This is a genomic window from Selenomonas ruminantium subsp. ruminantium ATCC 12561, from assembly GCF_000424065.1.
Taxonomy (GTDB): domain Bacteria; phylum Bacillota; class Negativicutes; order Selenomonadales; family Selenomonadaceae; genus Selenomonas_A; species Selenomonas_A ruminantium.
In genome coordinates, this window is record NZ_KE384126.1 from 14,637 (window position 1) to 31,997 (window position 17,361).

15 protein-coding genes are annotated in these 17,361 nt (G+C 49.4%); 14 read left to right on the forward strand and 1 reads right to left on the reverse strand.

Features of this window, described 5'->3' with window-relative positions:
* Positions 1-231 (forward strand): hypothetical protein (locus G598_RS20140; protein ID WP_211221600.1); only part of this gene is annotated, 231 nt, incomplete at its 5' end.
* Between the two features lie 64 nt (positions 232-295).
* A complete protein-coding gene (locus G598_RS0115045) occupies positions 296-646 on the forward strand; it encodes a hypothetical protein (RefSeq protein ID WP_026767608.1) in 351 nt (116 codons plus the stop codon).
* 34 nt (positions 647-680) lie between these two features.
* On the opposite strand, the gene G598_RS0115050 is transcribed toward G598_RS0115045, so the two are convergent.
* Complete coding sequence (locus G598_RS0115050) at positions 681-2,528, reverse strand: phosphoethanolamine transferase (protein WP_026767609.1); 1,848 nt, start codon at positions 2,526-2,528, stop codon at positions 681-683.
* A gap of 218 nt (positions 2,529-2,746) precedes the next feature.
* Between G598_RS0115050 and G598_RS0115055 the strand changes: the two genes are divergently transcribed.
* From G598_RS0115055 to fliF, 12 genes are all read left to right on the forward strand, one after another.
* On the forward strand, positions 2,747-3,211 hold the full coding sequence (locus G598_RS0115055; RefSeq protein ID WP_026767610.1) for a MarR family winged helix-turn-helix transcriptional regulator: 465 nt from the start codon (positions 2,747-2,749) through the stop codon (positions 3,209-3,211).
* A gap of 187 nt (positions 3,212-3,398) precedes the next feature.
* Positions 3,399-5,660: an anaerobic ribonucleoside triphosphate reductase gene (locus G598_RS0115060; RefSeq protein ID WP_026767611.1), complete on the forward strand. Its 2,262-nt coding sequence runs from the start codon at positions 3,399-3,401 to the stop codon at positions 5,658-5,660.
* 949 nt (positions 5,661-6,609) lie between these two features.
* Positions 6,610-7,716 (forward strand): DNA-processing protein DprA, encoded by a 1,107-nt coding sequence (dprA, locus tag G598_RS0115065; RefSeq protein WP_026767612.1) that lies wholly within the window; start codon positions 6,610-6,612, stop codon positions 7,714-7,716.
* The gene (gene topA / locus G598_RS0115070) at positions 7,688-9,979 is read left to right on the forward strand and encodes a type I DNA topoisomerase (protein ID WP_037364714.1); all 2,292 of its coding nucleotides are present in this window, start codon (positions 7,688-7,690) and stop codon (positions 9,977-9,979) included. The genes dprA and topA overlap by 29 nt, the downstream gene beginning before the upstream one ends.
* Positions 9,979-11,313 carry a methylenetetrahydrofolate--tRNA-(uracil(54)-C(5))-methyltransferase (FADH(2)-oxidizing) TrmFO gene (gene trmFO / locus G598_RS0115075; RefSeq protein ID WP_026767614.1) on the forward strand — a complete coding sequence of 445 codons (1,335 nt, stop codon included), beginning with the start codon at positions 9,979-9,981 and terminating at the stop codon, positions 11,311-11,313. The genes topA and trmFO overlap by 1 nt, the downstream gene beginning before the upstream one ends.
* Before the next feature lie 5 nt (positions 11,314-11,318).
* A complete protein-coding gene (gene hslV, locus G598_RS0115080) occupies positions 11,319-11,861 on the forward strand; it encodes an ATP-dependent protease subunit HslV (protein ID WP_026767615.1) in 543 nt (180 codons plus the stop codon).
* Positions 11,861-13,261: an ATP-dependent protease ATPase subunit HslU gene (gene hslU / locus G598_RS0115085; RefSeq protein WP_026767616.1), complete on the forward strand. Its 1,401-nt coding sequence runs from the start codon at positions 11,861-11,863 to the stop codon at positions 13,259-13,261. Before hslV ends, hslU begins: the two co-directional genes overlap by 1 nt.
* 149 nt (positions 13,262-13,410) lie before the next feature.
* Positions 13,411-14,187 (forward strand): GTP-sensing pleiotropic transcriptional regulator CodY, encoded by a 777-nt coding sequence (codY, locus tag G598_RS0115090; RefSeq protein ID WP_026767617.1) that lies wholly within the window; start codon positions 13,411-13,413, stop codon positions 14,185-14,187.
* A 296-nt stretch (positions 14,188-14,483) separates the two neighbouring features.
* The gene (gene flgB / locus G598_RS0115095) at positions 14,484-14,906 is read left to right on the forward strand and encodes a flagellar basal body rod protein FlgB (RefSeq protein WP_026767618.1); all 423 of its coding nucleotides are present in this window, start codon (positions 14,484-14,486) and stop codon (positions 14,904-14,906) included.
* Between the two features lie 37 nt (positions 14,907-14,943).
* Positions 14,944-15,393 carry a flagellar basal body rod protein FlgC gene (flgC, locus tag G598_RS0115100; protein ID WP_026767619.1) on the forward strand — a complete coding sequence of 150 codons (450 nt, stop codon included), beginning with the start codon at positions 14,944-14,946 and terminating at the stop codon, positions 15,391-15,393.
* A 35-nt stretch (positions 15,394-15,428) separates the two neighbouring features.
* Positions 15,429-15,731: a flagellar hook-basal body complex protein FliE gene (gene fliE / locus G598_RS0115105; protein WP_026767620.1), complete on the forward strand. Its 303-nt coding sequence runs from the start codon at positions 15,429-15,431 to the stop codon at positions 15,729-15,731.
* A 39-nt stretch (positions 15,732-15,770) separates the two neighbouring features.
* Entirely contained in the window at positions 15,771-17,360 is a 1,590-nt protein-coding gene (fliF, locus tag G598_RS0115110; RefSeq protein ID WP_026767621.1) for a flagellar basal-body MS-ring/collar protein FliF, read from the forward strand.
* The last annotated feature ends 1 nt before the right edge of the window (position 17,361 follow it).

Below are 17,361 nucleotides of genomic sequence, written 5' to 3' on the forward strand. Positions count from 1 at the left end.
AATATTTTCCTTCGCCATAGACAGGCTTGTCAAAAGCTGCGGAAAACATCACCAGCCCCGCCGGGCTTATTGCGTGCATTACATAGCGGTGATGAAACTAAGGAGGGAAGGGGAGGCAATGGCTTTCGGCAGCGTTTGACAAGCTTGTCTAAGCAGACGAAAGTTATTGACTCCCCGTCCCTCCGCCTTGTGGCTAGAACTGCTGGTGAAAATTTGACAAAAATTGCTTAAGAGCGTAAAGTATTGTCTAGATATTCTTAGAGAAAGATTAAATTTTACGAGAGGGAGATGGACGGTGAGTCAACAGGGACGCCTGGAAAAAGGGATAGTGACATTATGCATTGCGGCTGTGCTGTTGTTGACACTGACCTGTTTGGCAGGGCTTTTTGTAGAGGATACAGTGGGGGAGAAAAATCCGGTTGTATCGATGGTTACGGCAGCAGGGGTTAAGGAACAGCCACAGATTGTCGGTGGTTATGTACCGGAACATCATCAAGGGCCGCCACCGCCCAGGCAGGAGTCTATCTTCCTTAGTTGGGATTTTATCAACGGATTGTTTGCGATAATCCTGGTGGTGGAATTTGTTGTTTTTCCCTTCTTGTTCTGGTTGTGGTTTGGTAAGGACAAACGTACAGAAAGCAAATAGAGCATTGCCTCGTGAGTGAAGCAATGCTCTATTTTTATTCGGATATATTTTCTTCCGGAGCGCCGTCGGGGTCTTCGGTGAGTTTGTGCTGCCCAAGCATCGTGGTCAGGGTTTCGCGGTTAAAGCTATAGGTGAAGCTGGCGAAATCCTGTTCCGGATTGTAGCGGCTGGAGGGGGCGTTTAGGAGCCCGCAGATGGTATCGTAGAGCATGTCGTTGGTAAAGTAACGGTGCTGATGCTCATAGAGCGCCGCCGTATGGCGGGGCATGGTTTCCTGATACTGCGGGGAAATGTAGACCCAGAAGGGAATCCGCACCATGTCGAAGCTGAATACATCGGGATTATGGGAGATTTCCAAATTTTCGCCGTGGTCGGAGAAGTAGACCATAGCCTGCAGATTGAGGTGCTTTTGCGCATAGTCGTAAACCTGGCTCACCACATAATCGGTGTAGAGAATGCTGTTGGCATAAGAGGGCGTCGAGGTAGCCCGGGAATCCTCCTCCAATGTCTGGAACTTGTCAAAGGAAGCGGGGTAGCGGTTGTTGTAATAGATATGGCTGCCCATGATATGCAGGACGATGAAATTATTTTTTGACGGGTCAAGCTGCTGAAGATAGGGCAGCAGGGATTCATCGTATTTATCGGTGAACGTGTAAGAATCGTCTGTCCAGGTGGCATGGTCAGCGGTTTTTGCCACCAGAGTGATGGCACTGTCATACTGGCCGTAGCGGCCCTGATTGCTGAACCACCAGGTTTCATAGCCGGCCTTTTTGGCCACATCGAGGATAGAGGCGGATTCAAAGAATTCCTTGCCATTGTACTGGCTTTGTTCTGTAAGCGCCCGCTGCAGTACGGGGACGGTCTGGGACCAGGAGGCATAAGCATTGGAGTAGCTGATAAAGCCAGGGGCATTGCTGCTCAGTTTTTCACTGAGCCAGGGGGTATCCTCAAAGGGAAATTGTGGCGTATAGGCTTTCATATAGTTGCGGGAAGCCGATTCGCCGATGATGAGGATAACGGTACCGGGAGCCTTGGCCGCCAGCGTATTTTCCGCATCGATAATCAGGCTGTTGAACCGTTCGTCATGTCCTGTGCTATACTCCTGGGTCTGAGTTACGTAAGTGGTTACATCATTCCACAGTTCAGCAAAAGAGGTCAGAGGAAGGTAGAAACTATGTGCCCAAAGGGAGAGAAAGGTCAGCACGCCCAGCGTAGAAAGGCGCAGAGCGCTGGCTTCATAGTCCTCCGTGAGCCGGGCAAAATGCAGATGCGCCCGGTAAGCGAGATAGATAAAGAGAGAAAAGCCGGCGATAATGAGAAGCGTGGGGAAAAGCCCCAGATTGGACTGGATAAAGTCGATGCTCTCATTGTAGTTGGTCAGGTACAGGGCCATAAGTGAGGCCGGCGTCAGACAGTGCCAGAACAGGCAGTAGTAGACCCACTGGATAAAGGGAATGGCAAGGCCGGCAAAGTTCAAGAGTGCCATAAATAAGGAACTTATCTTTACGTGGCCCAGCCGGGAAAGTACGCTTTCAATGCTCATCATGAGCACAAAAGCAGCGGTTCCCACAACGAAGTCGAAACAGATTTTTGACGGATACCAGCCGGTGTTATAGGTCCAGGCATAGAGGAGTGGGAACGTCATGCTCCAACCCAAACTGGTCAACAGGTTGGGCAGAGCTGCCCGGCTGAAGATGGATACCCGCGTAGCGTACTGAGTAAGTATCAGAGCGGCGATAACCGGTATGAGAATGGGCATAAAGTACTTTGCCCCCATATCCTGTCCGATATCGATGTAAAAAGCGATAAGACAGCAGAAGTAGCTGGCCGCTGCCGCAAGACGGCGGATAAAGGCATCTTGCTGATTGCTGGTTATAGTCATAAACATTCTTCCTTTATATATAATGAAAATCCACCGACAATTTTACACGAATTTAGCGGCATAGTCAATTTATAGAAAAAGGACATGTGTCCGAAAAAAGTATGATTTTCAGAAAAAAATCATTAAATTTCTGTATTGCGAAATAGTTTTATACTTGACTTTTTGACAAATATGTACTAATATTATAGTTGTAAAAATTTAGAAATGAGGGAGTTCTTATGGACAAAAAAGATTCATTGCGTTTGGAGAATCAGCTTTGTTTCCCCTTGTATGCCTGCGCCCGGGAAGTCGTTAAGGCATACCGTCCCCATCTCGATGGGTTAGGTCTTACCTACACCCAGTACATTACCATGATGGTCCTTTGGGAAGAGGGCAAGGTCAGTGTACGGGATTTGGGCAGGAAACTTCATTTGGATTCAGGGACGCTCACGCCGCTTTTGAAAAAGCTGGAAAGCAAGGGATATTTGAAGCGGGAACGTTCTACGGTAGATGAGCGTGTGGTTATTGCCTGTATTACGGAGGAAGGCCGTAAACTGAAGAGGGCAGCTGCCAAGATTCCACAGGCCATGTCCCAGGAAATCACCGATTTCCCGATGGAAGATGCGCAGGAACTCTACCGGTTGCTGTATAAGTTGATTGGACTTTTAGAAGTCTGCAACAGCCAGCAGGACACAAAAAGTTAAAATGCCTGTATGACGGCAGAATCAGCGGATTCTGCCGTTTTTTTATGCGGGAAAAGCTTTGCCTGTTGATTTTTATCGTTGCGTAAAGGTACGTTATTTGCTACAATATATACCGTTACGACATTAAATAACCACAAGATGTAGAGGGGGCGTGAGGGATTACCGCAAGATAGCGGTATCCATAGATATGAACTTAAAAACAGTGACGAAGCGTTCTGGCCATACGGTGCCTTATAATCGGGAAAAAATCTACAATGCGATTTTAGGTGCGAATAAAGACGCTGGCAAAAAGATGACGGAAAAAGACGTGGACGAAGTAACCAGTCAGGTTGAATGGGATATTCAGGACCGGGAAAACGTCAGCGTTGAGGAAATTCAGGATATCGTAGAACAGGAACTCATGAAGTATGATTTCTACGATATTGCCAAGAAGTATATCACCTATCGCCAGAAGCATGCGGAACGCCGTATTGCGCAGAAACATCTCATGTCTTCCTATAAGGATATTTTCTTTGCTGATGCCGTAGATGTGGATTCCAAGCGCGATAATGCCAATATCAATACAGATGCTTCCATGGGCATTATGTTGAAGCTGGGCGCTGAAGGAGCCAAGCACTTCGTGGATAATTATGTGCTCACCGATGAGTTCCGGGAAGCGGATAAGGAGAACTGGATTCATATTCACGACAAGGATTTCTCCCTGATTACGTTTAACTGCTGTCAGATTGACCTCTTAAAGCTTTTTAAGGGTGGTTTTTCCACGGGACATGGTTTCCTGCGTGAGCCGAATTCCATTCGTTCTTATGCCTCTTTGGCAGCGATTGCCATTCAGTCCAATCAGAACGATATGTTCGGCGGCCAGGCCATCAACGCCTTTGACTATGCGATGGCCGATGGTGTGCGCAAGTCTTTCCGCAAGGCCGTTATCAGCGAAGCCCATAAGGCGCTGATGTACCAGTTTGATGAGCAGGATTTCGGTACGGAAAAAGAATTTAAGGCTGTGTTCAAGCCGGCTATGGATTTCAGCGCCTGCAGCTATACTGAAAAGAAGGAAGACCCACGGGCAGCTGAATCTGTACAGGCCATTAAGCAGGCACTGGAATGTGTGATGACTGACCATTATCATCTGCCTGTGGACGAATCTGCTCGTCTGGCACGCAATGTTTATCGTCTGGCCTGCGCTGATGTGGTGGAAGAAACCCATCAGGCCATGGAGGCGATGATTCATAACTTCAACACCCTGCACAGCCGTGCAGGTGCGCAGGTGCCGTTCAGCTCGCTGAACTACGGCATGGATATAAGTCCCGAGGGCCGTTTGGCTACCCGCGAGGTCTTGAATGCCATTTGGTCGGGGCTGGGCAACGGAGAAACGCCGATTTTCCCGATTTCAGTATTCCAGTTAAAGGCCGGGGTCAACTATAATCCCGAAGACCCCAATTACGATTTGTTCCAACAGGCCTGCAAGGTCAGTGCCAAACGTCTGTTCCCGAACTTCGTGAACATCGATGCGCCTTACAATCTGCAATACTATAAGCCGGGGGATTACAATTCCACGGTGGCTACAATGGGCTGCCGCACCCGTGTCATGAGCAATGTAAACGGCCCGGAAGAATCTGGCAGCCGTGGCAATTTTGCCTTTACGACCATCAACCTGCCTAAGCTGGCATTGGAAGCCAAGGGCGATATGGACAAATTCTGGCAGCTTTACGATAAATATATCGAAATCAGCCATGATTATATCCAGGCCCGTCTGGCGGTGATTGCAGAAAAGCATGTCTACAACTACCCGTTCCTCATGGGGCAGGGCGTTTGGATGGACAGCGAAAAACTGCGTCCGGATGACAGCATCAAGGATGTGCTGAAACATGCTTCCTATTCGGTAGGCTTCTGTGGTCTGGCTGAGTGTCTCAAGGCGCTTATCGGCAAGCACCATGGTGAAAGTGCTGAGGCGCAGGAATTGGGCCTCAAGATTGTCGGTCATCTGCGTGAGCGCATGGATAAATATACGGAAGAAGAGCATATGAACTGGTCCTGCTTTGCTACGCCGGCAGAATCCACGGCTGGCCAGTTCCAGCGTTCTAACCGCAAGGTTTACGGCGTGATTGAGGGCGTTACGGACAGGGATTACATGACCAACAGTTCTCATGTGCCGGTATATTATCCGATTAAGGCCATCGACAAGATTCGCATTGAGGCGCCTTATCATGCACTGGAAAATGCGGGTCATATTGCTTACATTGAAATGGATGGCGACCCGACGAAGAATGTGAAGGCCTTTGAACGTCTGGTGCGGGCTATGCATGATGCGGATATGGGGTATTTTTCCATCAACCATCCGGTGGACCGTGACCCAGTGTGCGGGTATACGGGGCTTATCGAAAATGAGTGTCCGCATTGTCATCGCAAAGAAGTGGAGACGGGGCGGTTCACGATTAAACGCATGAAGTAAGGCTCGGTTTACATCGATATACTAAGACGCCCGGCGGCTGATAATACTTTTCCTTCGCCATAGACAGGCTTGTCAAAAGCTGCGGAAAGCATTATCAGCCGCCGGGCTTAATTTGTACATTACAGCGATGTGCTAAGTGCTAAGGCGCCCGGTGGGGCTGGCAATATTTTCCTTCGCCATAGACAGGCTTGTCAAAAGCTGCGGAAAGCATTATCAGCCGCCGGGCTTAATTTGTACATTACAGCGATGTGCTAAGTGCTAAGGCGCCCGGTGGGGCTGGCAATATTTTCCTTCGCCATAGACAGGCTTGTCAAAAGCTGCGGAAAACATCACCAGCCCCACCGGGCTTTAGGTTGTACATTACCTGGAGATTACATCGTTGTGCTGAGACGCCGCTGGGGCAGATAATATTTTCCCTTTGCTTAGGCAGGCTTGCCAAACGCGACGGGAAAACATCATCTGCCCCAGCGGCTTATTGCGTGCATTACATCGATATGTTAAGGCGCGCGGTTGCTGATGATATTTTTCCTTCGCCATAGACAGGCTTGTCAAAAGCTGCGGAAAAACATCATCAGCACCCGCGCTTAGTACACAGCTTAAAATGAGAGGGAGCATTGTTTAGGCAGGGGACAAATGTGGTGAAAAATATTGCTATCTTCTGCATTTAGGCCAACAAGTATGGTTGCTTTTTCACATTGCAGCATTATAGATAAAACGTGAGGAGGGGAGGGGCGGCAGTGGCTTTCGGGAGCGTTTGGCAAGCTTGTCTAAGCGTACGAAAGTTACTGCCGCCCCTCCCCTCCGTCTTGTAGGCGCGAATTTTTCTGTTAGAAATAGAAGGAAATTGTAATTAATGGTGGAAAATATTTATGAATAAAAGCTGTAAAGTGTTGCATAATTTCTAAATTTTTGTTATGGTTGTATAACGTATAGACTAGGTGGCGATAATATGGCTGAAAGTCGGGAAGAAAATTTTTATCTGGCGGCGATGCTGCGGTGTCCGGGGATTGGTTGTCGTTATTTGCGGCAGTTGTTGGAAGTTCTGGGAAGTGCTGAGGCTGTCTGGCGGGCGGATAGGGATGTTTTGACAGCGACAAGGATTTTATCGCTGCGACTCTCTGAGCGGTTGGCAAATTTTTGTCGGCAGCATGAGGCTGTGCCCGAGGAGATAAAGAAGGTCTGTGAAAAGAAGGTCATTTCTACCGTATCTATAATGGAAGAAAACTACCCGGAAGTGCTGCGGGAAATCTATGCGGCACCTGTGATTCTTTACTATACGGGAATACTAGAGCCAGATGCCCGGCGGGTGGCTATGGTAGGAGCGCGGAAGTCCTCCGGCTATGGGCAGGCGACGGCGTTGGATTTTGGCGAAAAACTGGCCGCAGCGGGGCTGACGGTGGTCAGTGGTGCGGCCAGGGGGATTGATACCTTTTCCCATCAAGGGGCGCTCAAAACGGGGCGCACGGTTGCGGTTTTAGGCTGTGGTGTGGATATCGCCTATCCGTCTGAGAATCGGAAGCTGCTTTACGATATTGCCGATTCTGGTGGTGCGGTCGTTTCAGAATATGAGCCGGGAACTCGGCCTTTGCCGGCGTATTTTCCAGCCCGCAACCGCATCATCAGCGGTCTTGCGGAAGGGACGCTGGTGGTGGAGGCTGCTGCCCGCTCGGGGTCACTGATTACCGCCGAGATGGCGCTGTCTGCCGGGCGTGATGTCTATGCCGTTCCGGGCAGTATTTATGCACCGGGATGTGCGGGGTGCAACCACCTCATTCAGCAGGGGGCAAAACTGGTCGCCAAAGCGGAAGATGTTTTGGAGGAATTTCAGCTTTCCCTGCCCAAAACCTCCGCTAAGCCAGCTATAAAGCTTACGGCGGAGGAACAGGAGATTTATCAGGTATTGTCCTTTGATCAGGCATTGAGCATGGATGAAATCATGAACAATCTGCCTGATGGTGAAATAGCAAATTTATCCTATCTGCTTCTGCAAATGGAGCTAAAGGGGATTGTGATAGAAAACGAGCTGCATGCCTTTAGGCGTGCCGAGAGGGAGTGAAAGTTTGGCTGCAGAAAAAGCAAAAGCCAAGGCGAAACCTCGCGCCAAAGCGAGCAAGGTAAAAAAGACCTTGGTTATTGTGGAGTCGCCGGCAAAAGCGAAGACCATTGAAAAATATTTGGGGAAAAAATATATGGTGCGGGCCTCGATGGGGCATTTGCGCGACCTGCCCAAAAGCCAGTTCGGCATTGATGTGGAAAACGATTTTGCACCCAAGTATATCAATATCCGGGGAAAAGGGGACTTAATCAAGGCACTGAAAAAAGATGCTAAAAATGCCGATAAAGTTTATCTGGCAAGCGACCCTGACCGTGAAGGTGAGGCTATTGCCTGGCATCTGTCCTTCATACTGGGCTTAAATCCGGAAGAGGACTGCCGCATTGTCTTCAATGAAATCACGAAACCGGCTATTCAGGATGCAGTAAAGCATCCGCGCAGCATCAATATTGACCAGGTGGATGCCCAGCAGGCCCGTCGTATGCTTGACCGCATTGTGGGCTATAAGCTGTCGCCGCTGCTTTGGCGTAAGGTGCGCAAGGGCCTTTCGGCAGGCCGTGTGCAGTCTGTAACGGTCAAGCTTATCTGCGACAGGGAAAAGGAAATTCAGGCCTTTGAGTCCGTGGAATACTGGACGGTGGGCATGAAGCTGCGGAAGGACAAGTCCGCGATGTTCGAGGCCGAGCTTACGCATGTGGATGGGGAAAAACTTGACCTGCACGATGAGAAGGCAGCCGAAGCGTTGGTGGCTGATTTCCAGCAGCAGAGACTTCTGGTGGACAAGGTGAAAAAGAGCGAGCGCAAACGTAAACCCGCAGCACCCTTTACCACGAGCTCACTGCAGCAGGATGCGGCCCGCAAACTGGGCTTTACCTCCCGCAAGACCATGATGCTCGCACAGCAGCTCTATGAAGGTATTGAATTGGGCCGTCATGGTGCTACAGGTCTGATTACCTATATGCGAACCGACTCCACGCGCTTGTCGGATGTGGCCCTTAACGATGCCCGCGCCTTTATCGGCGAGCAGTTCGGTGAAGACTATCTGCCGCCCAAGGCCAATGTCTATGTGACGGGGAAAAAGGCTCAGGATGCCCATGAAGCTATCCGCCCGACGGATGTGAACCTGACGCCGGAAAGTGTCGAGAAGCACTTAAATAAAGACCAGTTCAAGCTATATAATCTCATTTGGCAGCGCTTTACGGCAAGCCAGATGGTACCGGCTGTCTATGACACGCTGAGCATTCAGATTAAGGCGGGCGAGCGCTATACGGCCAAGGCCGCAGGCTCCAAGCTCAAGTTCCCCGGATTTACGGCCGTATATGCCGGTGCGGAAAGCAGCAAGAAGGAAAAAGATGTACTGCTGCCGGATTTAGCCGAAGGCGATGAACTGAATATCGCCAAGATGCTGCCGCAGCAGCATTTTACAGAACCGCCTCCACGCTACAACGATGCTTCGCTGGTTAAGACGCTGGAGGAAAAGGAAATCGGCCGTCCGAGTACCTATGCGCCGATTATCGAAACCATTCAGGCCCGTGGCTATGTCCAGCGCATTGACAAGCATTTCCAGCCTACGGAATTAGGCTTTGTCGTGGTGGATATGCTGGAAGAGTACTTCAAGGATATCGTTGATGTGAAGTTTACGGCAGATCTCGAAAATGAGCTGGATGAAATCGCCGAAGGCAAGGTGGAGAAGAATCATCTGCTTAAGGAATTTTATGACCCCTTTGCCGTTACGCTGGAAAAGGCCGATGAAGCCATCGGTCATGTGGAACTGCCGGAGGAAGAAACCGATATTCCCTGTGACAAATGCGGCCGCATGATGGTCGTAAAGCAAGGGCGTTTCGGCAAGTTCCTGGCCTGCCCCGGCTTCCCGGACTGCCGCAACACCAAGCCGCTGCTCGTGGATACCGGCGTGCAGTGCCCCAAATGCGGCGGGGCGATTGTCGAGCGCAAGTCGCATAGGGGCAGAAAGTTCTACGGCTGCAAGAATTACCCGGAATGTGATTACACGACCTGGGACCAGCCGCTGCAGGAAAAATGCCCGAAATGCGGTGCATTTATGCTCAAGCATCATTATAAGAATGGCCGCGGCCTGACCTATTGCAGCAATGAGTCCTGTGAGACGCGTATCGATCACCCCATCAACAAGGAACTCGAGAAGATGCGTCAGCGGGCGGAAGCCAAGAAGGCCAAGGAAGCGGAAGCAGCTGCACAGGCTGAGGCGGCAGAACAAGAAAGCAAGACGAAAAAAGGGAAAAAGAAATAATGAAAGATATCATCATCATTGGGGCGGGGCTTTCCGGTGCAGAAGCTGCCTGGCAGGCAGCCAACATGGGCGCAAACGTAACCCTTTACGAAATGCGTCCGGTCAAATCCACGCCTGCCCATAAGACGGCAGAATTTGCCGAGCTGGTCTGCAGCAACTCCCTGAGGGGAGCCGGTATGGAAAATGCCGTGGGGGTGCTCAAAGAGGAAATGCGCCGCCTGGGTTCCATTATCATGGAAGCTGCCGATGCGACGCAAGTACCGGCAGGCGGGGCACTGGCTGTAGACCGTCATGGGTTCAGCCAGTATATTACCGACAAGGTGAGCAGTCACCCCAATATCACCGTTATTCACGAGGAAATCGAAACCATCCCCTTGCGGGATGATGCGATTACCATTGTGGCCAGCGGCCCGCTGACGGAAGGCAAGCTGGCTGAGGAAATCGCCAAATTAACGGGCAATGATTCCCTCTATTTCTACGATGCAGCGGCTCCGATTGTGAGCCTGGAATCCGTGGATATGACCAAGGCCTACCGCGCTTCCCGTTATGGCAAGGGCGAGGCGGCTTATATCAACTGTCCGATGACCAAGGAAGAATATCAGGCGTTTTGGACGGAATTGGTCAATGCTGAAAAAGCACCGACCAAGGATTTTGAAAAAGAAAAATTCTTTGAAGGCTGTATGCCAGTGGAAGTGATGGCCAGCCGTGGGGAAGATACCCTGCTGTTTGGCCCGTTAAAGCCGGTGGGGCTCGAGCATCCGGAAACCGGTGTGCGTCCCTATGCGGTGGTACAGCTGCGGCAGGATAATGCCTCGGCAACCCTATATAACATTGTCGGTTTCCAGACCCATCTCAAATGGCCGGAACAGCGCCGTGTCTTTGGCATGATTCCAGGGCTGGAGAGCGCCGAATTCCTGCGCTATGGCGTTATGCACCGCAATACGTTCCTGAATTCGCCGACGCATATGCGTCCAACCTTCCAGTTCAAGGGCATTGATAATTTGTTCTTTGCCGGACAGATGACGGGGGTGGAAGGTTATGTAGAATCGGCGGCTTCGGGGCTGGTAGCAGGTGTCAATGCCGCGCGTATGGCCATGGGCAAGGAACCGTTGGTCTTCCCGGAAGAAACCTGTCATGGGGCGCTGGCTCACTACATTACCACCAGTGAAGCCAAGCATTTCCAGCCCATGAATGTGAACTTTGGCATTTTGCCCACCATTGTTATGCGCAATGAAAACGGCAAAATCATCAAGGATAAAAAAGCAAAGAAAATGAAACTAGCTGAGCGGGCGTTAAAGGCTATTGAGGACTTTAAGCCGGCTATTGGAGGCTGATGAACATGGAAACGCAATTTCATGCAACGACAATCTGCGCTGTGCGCAAAAATGGCAAGACGGCTATCGCGGGGGATGGCCAGGTAACTTTTGGTGAACATACCATCATGAAAGCCAATGCCCGTAAGGTACGCCGTTTGTATCATAATCAGGTATTGGCAGGCTTTGCCGGTTCAGTGGCAGATGCTTTTACGTTATTTGAAAAGTTTGAGGCCAAGCTGGAGGCGTATAATGGCAATCTTCAGCGGGCGGCGGTAGAGCTGGCTAAAGAATGGCGTACGGACAAAATCCTGCGCAAGCTGGAAGCCCTGCTTTTGGTAGCCGACAAGGATACCATGCTGATGCTCTCCGGCAATGGTGAGGTCATTGAGCCGGACGGAGATGTAGCCGCGATTGGTTCTGGCGGATTCTATGCACTGTCTGCAGGCCGGGCTATGGCCAAGCATACGGAAATGACGGCGGGGGAAATTGCTAAAGAAGCCCTGTCCATCGCAGCGGATATCTGCGTATTTACCAATCATAATATCAAAGTGGAGGAACTGGACTAATGGAAGAACTTTTTGGCACAAACGAACAGACTCCGCGTCAGATTGTGGAGGAATTAAACAAATATATTGTAGGTCAGGACGAGGCGAAAAAGTCTGTGGCCATTGCTCTGCGCAATCGCTGGCGCAGCCGCAAGCTGCCTTCCGATATGCAGGAAGATGTAGTACCCAAGAACATTCTGATGATAGGTTCCACCGGTGTAGGTAAGACCGAAATTGCTCGCCGTCTGGCCAAACTGGTCAAGGCGCCCTTTATTAAAGTAGAGGCGACTAAGTTTACGGAAGTTGGCTATGTGGGCCGTGATGTGGAATCCATCATTCGTGACCTGGCAGAAACTTCTGTACGCATGGTGCGTCAGCAGCGGATTGAATCCGTACAGGATAAGGCCAAGGAAATGGCCGAAGAACGCATTTTGGACGTATTCGTTCCTGAGCCGAAGAAGAATACCAATCCTTTGGGCAGACTCTTTGGCGGCAGTGATGATGACAGCGAAGAAAAAGAACAGCCGGCAGAACCCAAATATCAGGCTGGCCGTGAATGGGTGCGTAAACGTTTGCAGAAAGGCGAACTCGAACAGGAAACCATCGAGATTGATGTAGAAGATTCCGGCAAGCCTATGGTGGGCATGTTTGCTGGTTCCAGCCTGGAGAGCATGGGCGACAACATTCAGGACATGATTGGCAACCTCATGCCCAAGCGTCATCGCAAGCGCAAGGTTACGGTGGAACAGGCCCGCAAGATTTTCACGCAGGAAGAAGCAGACAAGCTCATTGATATGGAAGCTGTGGCCGATGAAGCCGTGAAGGTGGCTGAATACAGCGGTATTGTGTTCCTGGATGAAATTGACAAGGTGGCCGTAAAGGGCAACAGCTCTGGTGCCGATGTGAGCCGTGAAGGCGTGCAGCGCGATATCCTGCCCATCGTGGAAGGTTCTACGGTTATGACGAAATATGGTCCCTTAAAGACAGACCATGTGCTCTTTATTGCTGCTGGTGCTTTCCATATGGCTAAGCCTTCGGATCTGATTCCGGAACTGCAGGGCCGCTTCCCCATCCGTGTGGAACTCAAATCCCTGCGCAAGGAAGATTTCCAGAAAATCCTCACGGAGCCGCAGAATGCACTGATCAAGCAGTATCAGGCTATGCTGGCAACAGAAGATGTGGAACTGGAATTCAAGGACGATGCCATTGCCCGTTTGGCGCAGCTGGCCTGTGATGTAAATGAACAGGCTGAGGATATCGGTGCCCGCCGTCTGCATACGCTGCTGGAAAAATTGTTGGAAGAAGTAAGCTTTACCGCTCCAGAACTTACAGAGAAAAAAGTTGTCATTGATGCTGCCTATGTGGATAAGCAGCTGGCTGATATTGTAGTGAACCGCGATTTGTCGCAGTTTATTCTCTAAGAAAAAATAATATGAAAATTTAATTAAAAATATTATTCTGCATCTATGATTATTTTGAAAAATGTGATAAAATATCTATAGATGTGTATGAGCAGTCCTGTTCATGAGTGAACAGGACTGTCAAAATATTTTGTAAAGGAGAAAGCTACATGGCATCATTATTAGAAAAAACCAGAAAAATCAATCGTCTCCTGCAGCGTTCAGAGAATGTGGAATACGATGGAATATCCCGGGTGCTCAGCAACGTTCTTAATGCGAATGTCTATATCACCAACAAGAAGGGCAAAATCTTTGGTTATGCCTTTGTGGATGATTTTGAATGCGATCTGATGGTGGATAAGGTAATCAATCAAGGCGAATTCCCCAAGACTTACGTAAGCTGGCTTATGCGCATGGACGAAACCAATGCTAACCTGCATTCCAAGACAGGCATGTGCGCTTATGAGGAGAATACGAAATGTCTCTTCAACGGCAAGAACACCACGATTGTTCCAATCTATGGTGTAGGTGAGCGCATTGGTACATTGGTTGTAGCTAAGTACGATGAAGAATTCAGTGATGAAGATTTGTTGCTCTGTGAATATGGTGCTACGGTAGTAGGCATGGAAATGCTCCGCGACCATGCAGAAAAAATCGAAATCGAAGCCCGCAAGAAAGCTACGGTACAGATTGCGCTCAATACGTTGTCCTTCTCGGAAAGCCGGGCAGCCAAGGCTATTTTGGAAGCCTTGCCGGATACGGAAGGTCTGCTGGTTGCCTCTAAAATCGCTGACAAGGTGAAAATTACCCGTTCGGTTATCGTCAATGCACTGCGCAAGTTCGAATCTGCTGGCGTGATTTCCTCCAAGTCTCTGGGCATGAAAGGAACGTACATCAAGGTACTCAATGAATACCTGTTGGAAGAAGTGCAGAAATTAAAGATTTGACATGGCTTACAAGGCCTGTTTTGTGGGACTGTTGCGGAAAAGCAGCAGTCCTGTATTTTTTTTTGCCATATTGCCTATTGTTTAATAACGAAAAAAATGATAAAGTGGGAAGGAGTTAGAGGGCTTATGTAGAAAATAAATAAAAGGCAACTATGACGAGACAGGCAAATGACCCGCCTTGTTGAAACGCCAAGAGGAAGTTTTGTCTGCGGCAAAGCTGGAACAACGGCGTTATAAGGATAAGCGAACAAATAACCATTGTGTGGAATGGCGGATTGAAGGGATGTGATTAAGGCATGTTGGAACAGATTATGAATTCGTCTAATTTTGATTACCTTTCCCGTGGGCTGGAGGCTGCCAATTTACGTCACGAAGTAATCAGCAACAATATCGCCAATGTGAATACCCCACATTTTAAGCGTAGTGCGGTGAATTTTGAGGATTTGCTGGCCAAAGAAATGCATTTGGATGATGATGGCAATCGTATGGCTGTTGTTCGAACCCATGACCGGCATTTGCCCATTCCTCTGCGGGGGAAGGCAGGTGCTGTCATCGAAGAGGATGAATCTACGACTATGCGTGTAGATGACAATAATGTGGATATTGATATGGAAATGGCAGGATTGTCGAAAAATCAGTTGTACTACAATGCCTTGACTACCCAGCTGGGTGGATTTATGACTAGAATGAAAAATGTTATCACCAGCGGCCAGAGCTAAATTTTAGCTGGCGATAGAAAGTGTAAAGGAAATTGCTATGAGCATGTTTTTGGGGATTGATGCAGCTGCTTCAGGGCTTACGGCAGAGCGGCTGCGCATGGATGTTATATCCAATAATATTGCCAACGCCAATACGACCAGAACGCAAGAGAGGGGGGCCTATCATCGACGCTATGTGGTCTTTGAGCCACGTGTTAAGAATAATGGTCCGTTTCAAAGTTTTTTGAAAAAAGCGGCAAATAAGCTGGAGGCCGGAGATGGTGTAAGAGCTACCCGTATCGAGAGTGATGATATGCAGGGGCCGCTGGTTTATGATCCGGGACATCCCGATGCTAATGCAGATGGTTACGTGGAAAGACCTAACGTCAACGTGGTAGCGGAAATGGTGGACATGATTACGGCCTCCCGTGCCTATGAAGCCAATACCACTACGATTAATGCGGCTAAATCCATGGTGACTAAGGCTTTGGATATGGGAGCTAAGTAACGTTTACGATATTGGTGATTCGAGAGGATAGAGATATGGAAATTGCACCACTCGCGATGACACCTGTGTCCATGCGCGCTACAAGTCATTTGGGTGAGACACAGGAAACGCAGGAAGTCAAGAACTTTGGTCAGTATTTGACAGATGCTTTGAAAAAAACGAATGCTTTGCAGTTGGAATCAGACAGGCAGAATGCTTTACTGGCTGCCGGGCGCATAGAAGATGTTTCTCAGGTGGTTATTGCATCCCAAAAGGCCGACATTGCCATGCAGCTGACCCTTCAGATGAGAAATCGGGCAATGTCAGCTTATCAGGAAATTATGCGCATGCAGGTATAATTTGAATACAGTGTGATTCTACGTGAAGGGATTGAGATCATGGGAGATTGGAAAGAGCGGTATAAGGAGCTGCTGGAGAGATTCAGTAAGCGCCAGCGATATATTATGCTGGGCTCCGCTTTGGCTATTCTCATTGCCATAATTGGTGTAAGTGCGTGGTATGGCAATAAGCCGGATATGGTTCCCTTGTTTACCAACATGGAAACCAAGGATGCCGGTGAAGTAGCTGCAAAATTGAAAGAGGCGAAAATCGAATACGAGGTGCAGGAAACGCGGCAAGGCACTACCATCATGGTTCCGTCACGGGATGTACACAATGCCCGGCTGGATTTGTCAACTCAGGGGCTCCCTCGGGGAAACAAAGGCTTTGAGATTTTTGATGACAGCAAGCTGGGTGTTACGGAATTCCAGAACCGGGTAAACTATCTGCAGGCTTTGCAGGGAGAACTTACGCGTACGATTGAGCAGATTGCTGCTGTAGAAAAAGCGCGGGTGCATATCGTTCTGCCAGAGGACAGTTTGTACAAAAAGAACGAGAAACCTGCTACGGCTTCCATCATGCTGCATCTGCGTCCAAATATGGAATTGTCCAAGAAGGAAATCAAGGGTATCGTCAATTTGACGGCCAATAGCGTTCAAGGCTTGAAACCGGAAAATATCACGATTGTGAATGATACCGGTAAGATTTTGAATGACCCGGATGAAAATGAGGAACAGTCAGTCGGCATCAAGACCATGACCCAGCTGGATATGACCAAGAAAGTTCAGGATAATATCCAGAAGAATATCCAGTCCATGCTGGATGATTCTATGGGGGAAGGCAAGGCCTTTGCCCGGGTCAGTGTTGAACTGGACTTTGATGACCGGACTACGGATAAGCAGACCTTTACGCCGGTGGTGGATGACTCTGGTATTATTCGCAGTCAGCAGGATTTGAGTGAATCCTATAACGGCACTTCGAATCAGCCTGGCGGTGCAGCAGGGGTACAGTCCAATGTGCCTGGTTATGTCGCGCAGAATGGCAATGCTAACGCTGAGTACGAGAAAAAAGAGTCCACGAAAAATTACGAAATAAATGAAGAGAAGTCCAAGACAGTAGCAGCTCCCGGCTCCATCCGCCGTCTGAATGTGGCTGTGCTGGTCGATGATACCGTAACACCGCAGCAGCAGGACAGCATTATGCGGACGGTGAGCAGTGCAGCGGGAATCAATACCAATCGTGGTGATACGGTTTCCGTTGAACCGCTGCCCTTCAGCACAGAGCTTCGTGATAGACGGGCTGCAGAAGAACAGGCTGCCAAAGATAGAGAAGATATGATTTTCTACGGCACCATCGGTGCTATTCTGCTGGTTTTAGCTTCCATTGCAGGGTATCTTTTCTACCGTCGCAAGAAGAAACTGGATGCTATTGCGGCAGAACAGGAGCGGATTCGTCAGGAGGAGGAAGCAAGGAGAAAATTGGAAGAACAAGAGCGTGCTGCGCTTTTGGCTGCTGGTGCCTTGGATACTGAGGAACTTACGGAAGAAGAACAGCAGCATCTTACTGAAAAACAGACTCTGCAGCAGCTTATTGATCAGCGGCCGGCAGAGGTGGCTATGCTTGTTAAAACTTGGCTTGCGGAGGAATGAC

What these genes read in the sequence shown, in the direction of transcription:
- G598_RS0115050 (WP_026767609.1), bottom strand. Translation starts at nt 2,528, where the DNA reads ATGACTATAACCAGCAATCAGCAAGATGCCTTTATCCGCCGTCTTGCG.
- G598_RS0115055 (WP_026767610.1), top strand. Translation starts at nt 2,747, where the DNA reads ATGGACAAAAAAGATTCATTGCGTTTGGAGAATCAGCTTTGTTTCCCC.
- G598_RS0115060 (WP_026767611.1), top strand. Translation starts at nt 3,399, where the DNA reads ATGAACTTAAAAACAGTGACGAAGCGTTCTGGCCATACGGTGCCTTAT.
- dprA (WP_026767612.1), top strand. Translation starts at nt 6,610, where the DNA reads ATGGCTGAAAGTCGGGAAGAAAATTTTTATCTGGCGGCGATGCTGCGG.
- topA (WP_037364714.1), top strand. Translation starts at nt 7,688, where the DNA reads ATGCCTTTAGGCGTGCCGAGAGGGAGTGAAAGTTTGGCTGCAGAAAAA.
- trmFO (WP_026767614.1), top strand. Translation starts at nt 9,979, where the DNA reads ATGAAAGATATCATCATCATTGGGGCGGGGCTTTCCGGTGCAGAAGCT.
- hslV (WP_026767615.1), top strand. Translation starts at nt 11,319, where the DNA reads ATGGAAACGCAATTTCATGCAACGACAATCTGCGCTGTGCGCAAAAAT.
- hslU (WP_026767616.1), top strand. Translation starts at nt 11,861, where the DNA reads ATGGAAGAACTTTTTGGCACAAACGAACAGACTCCGCGTCAGATTGTG.
- codY (WP_026767617.1), top strand. Translation starts at nt 13,411, where the DNA reads ATGGCATCATTATTAGAAAAAACCAGAAAAATCAATCGTCTCCTGCAG.
- flgB (WP_026767618.1), top strand. Translation starts at nt 14,484, where the DNA reads ATGTTGGAACAGATTATGAATTCGTCTAATTTTGATTACCTTTCCCGT.
- flgC (WP_026767619.1), top strand. Translation starts at nt 14,944, where the DNA reads ATGAGCATGTTTTTGGGGATTGATGCAGCTGCTTCAGGGCTTACGGCA.
- fliE (WP_026767620.1), top strand. Translation starts at nt 15,429, where the DNA reads ATGGAAATTGCACCACTCGCGATGACACCTGTGTCCATGCGCGCTACA.
- fliF (WP_026767621.1), top strand. Translation starts at nt 15,771, where the DNA reads ATGGGAGATTGGAAAGAGCGGTATAAGGAGCTGCTGGAGAGATTCAGT.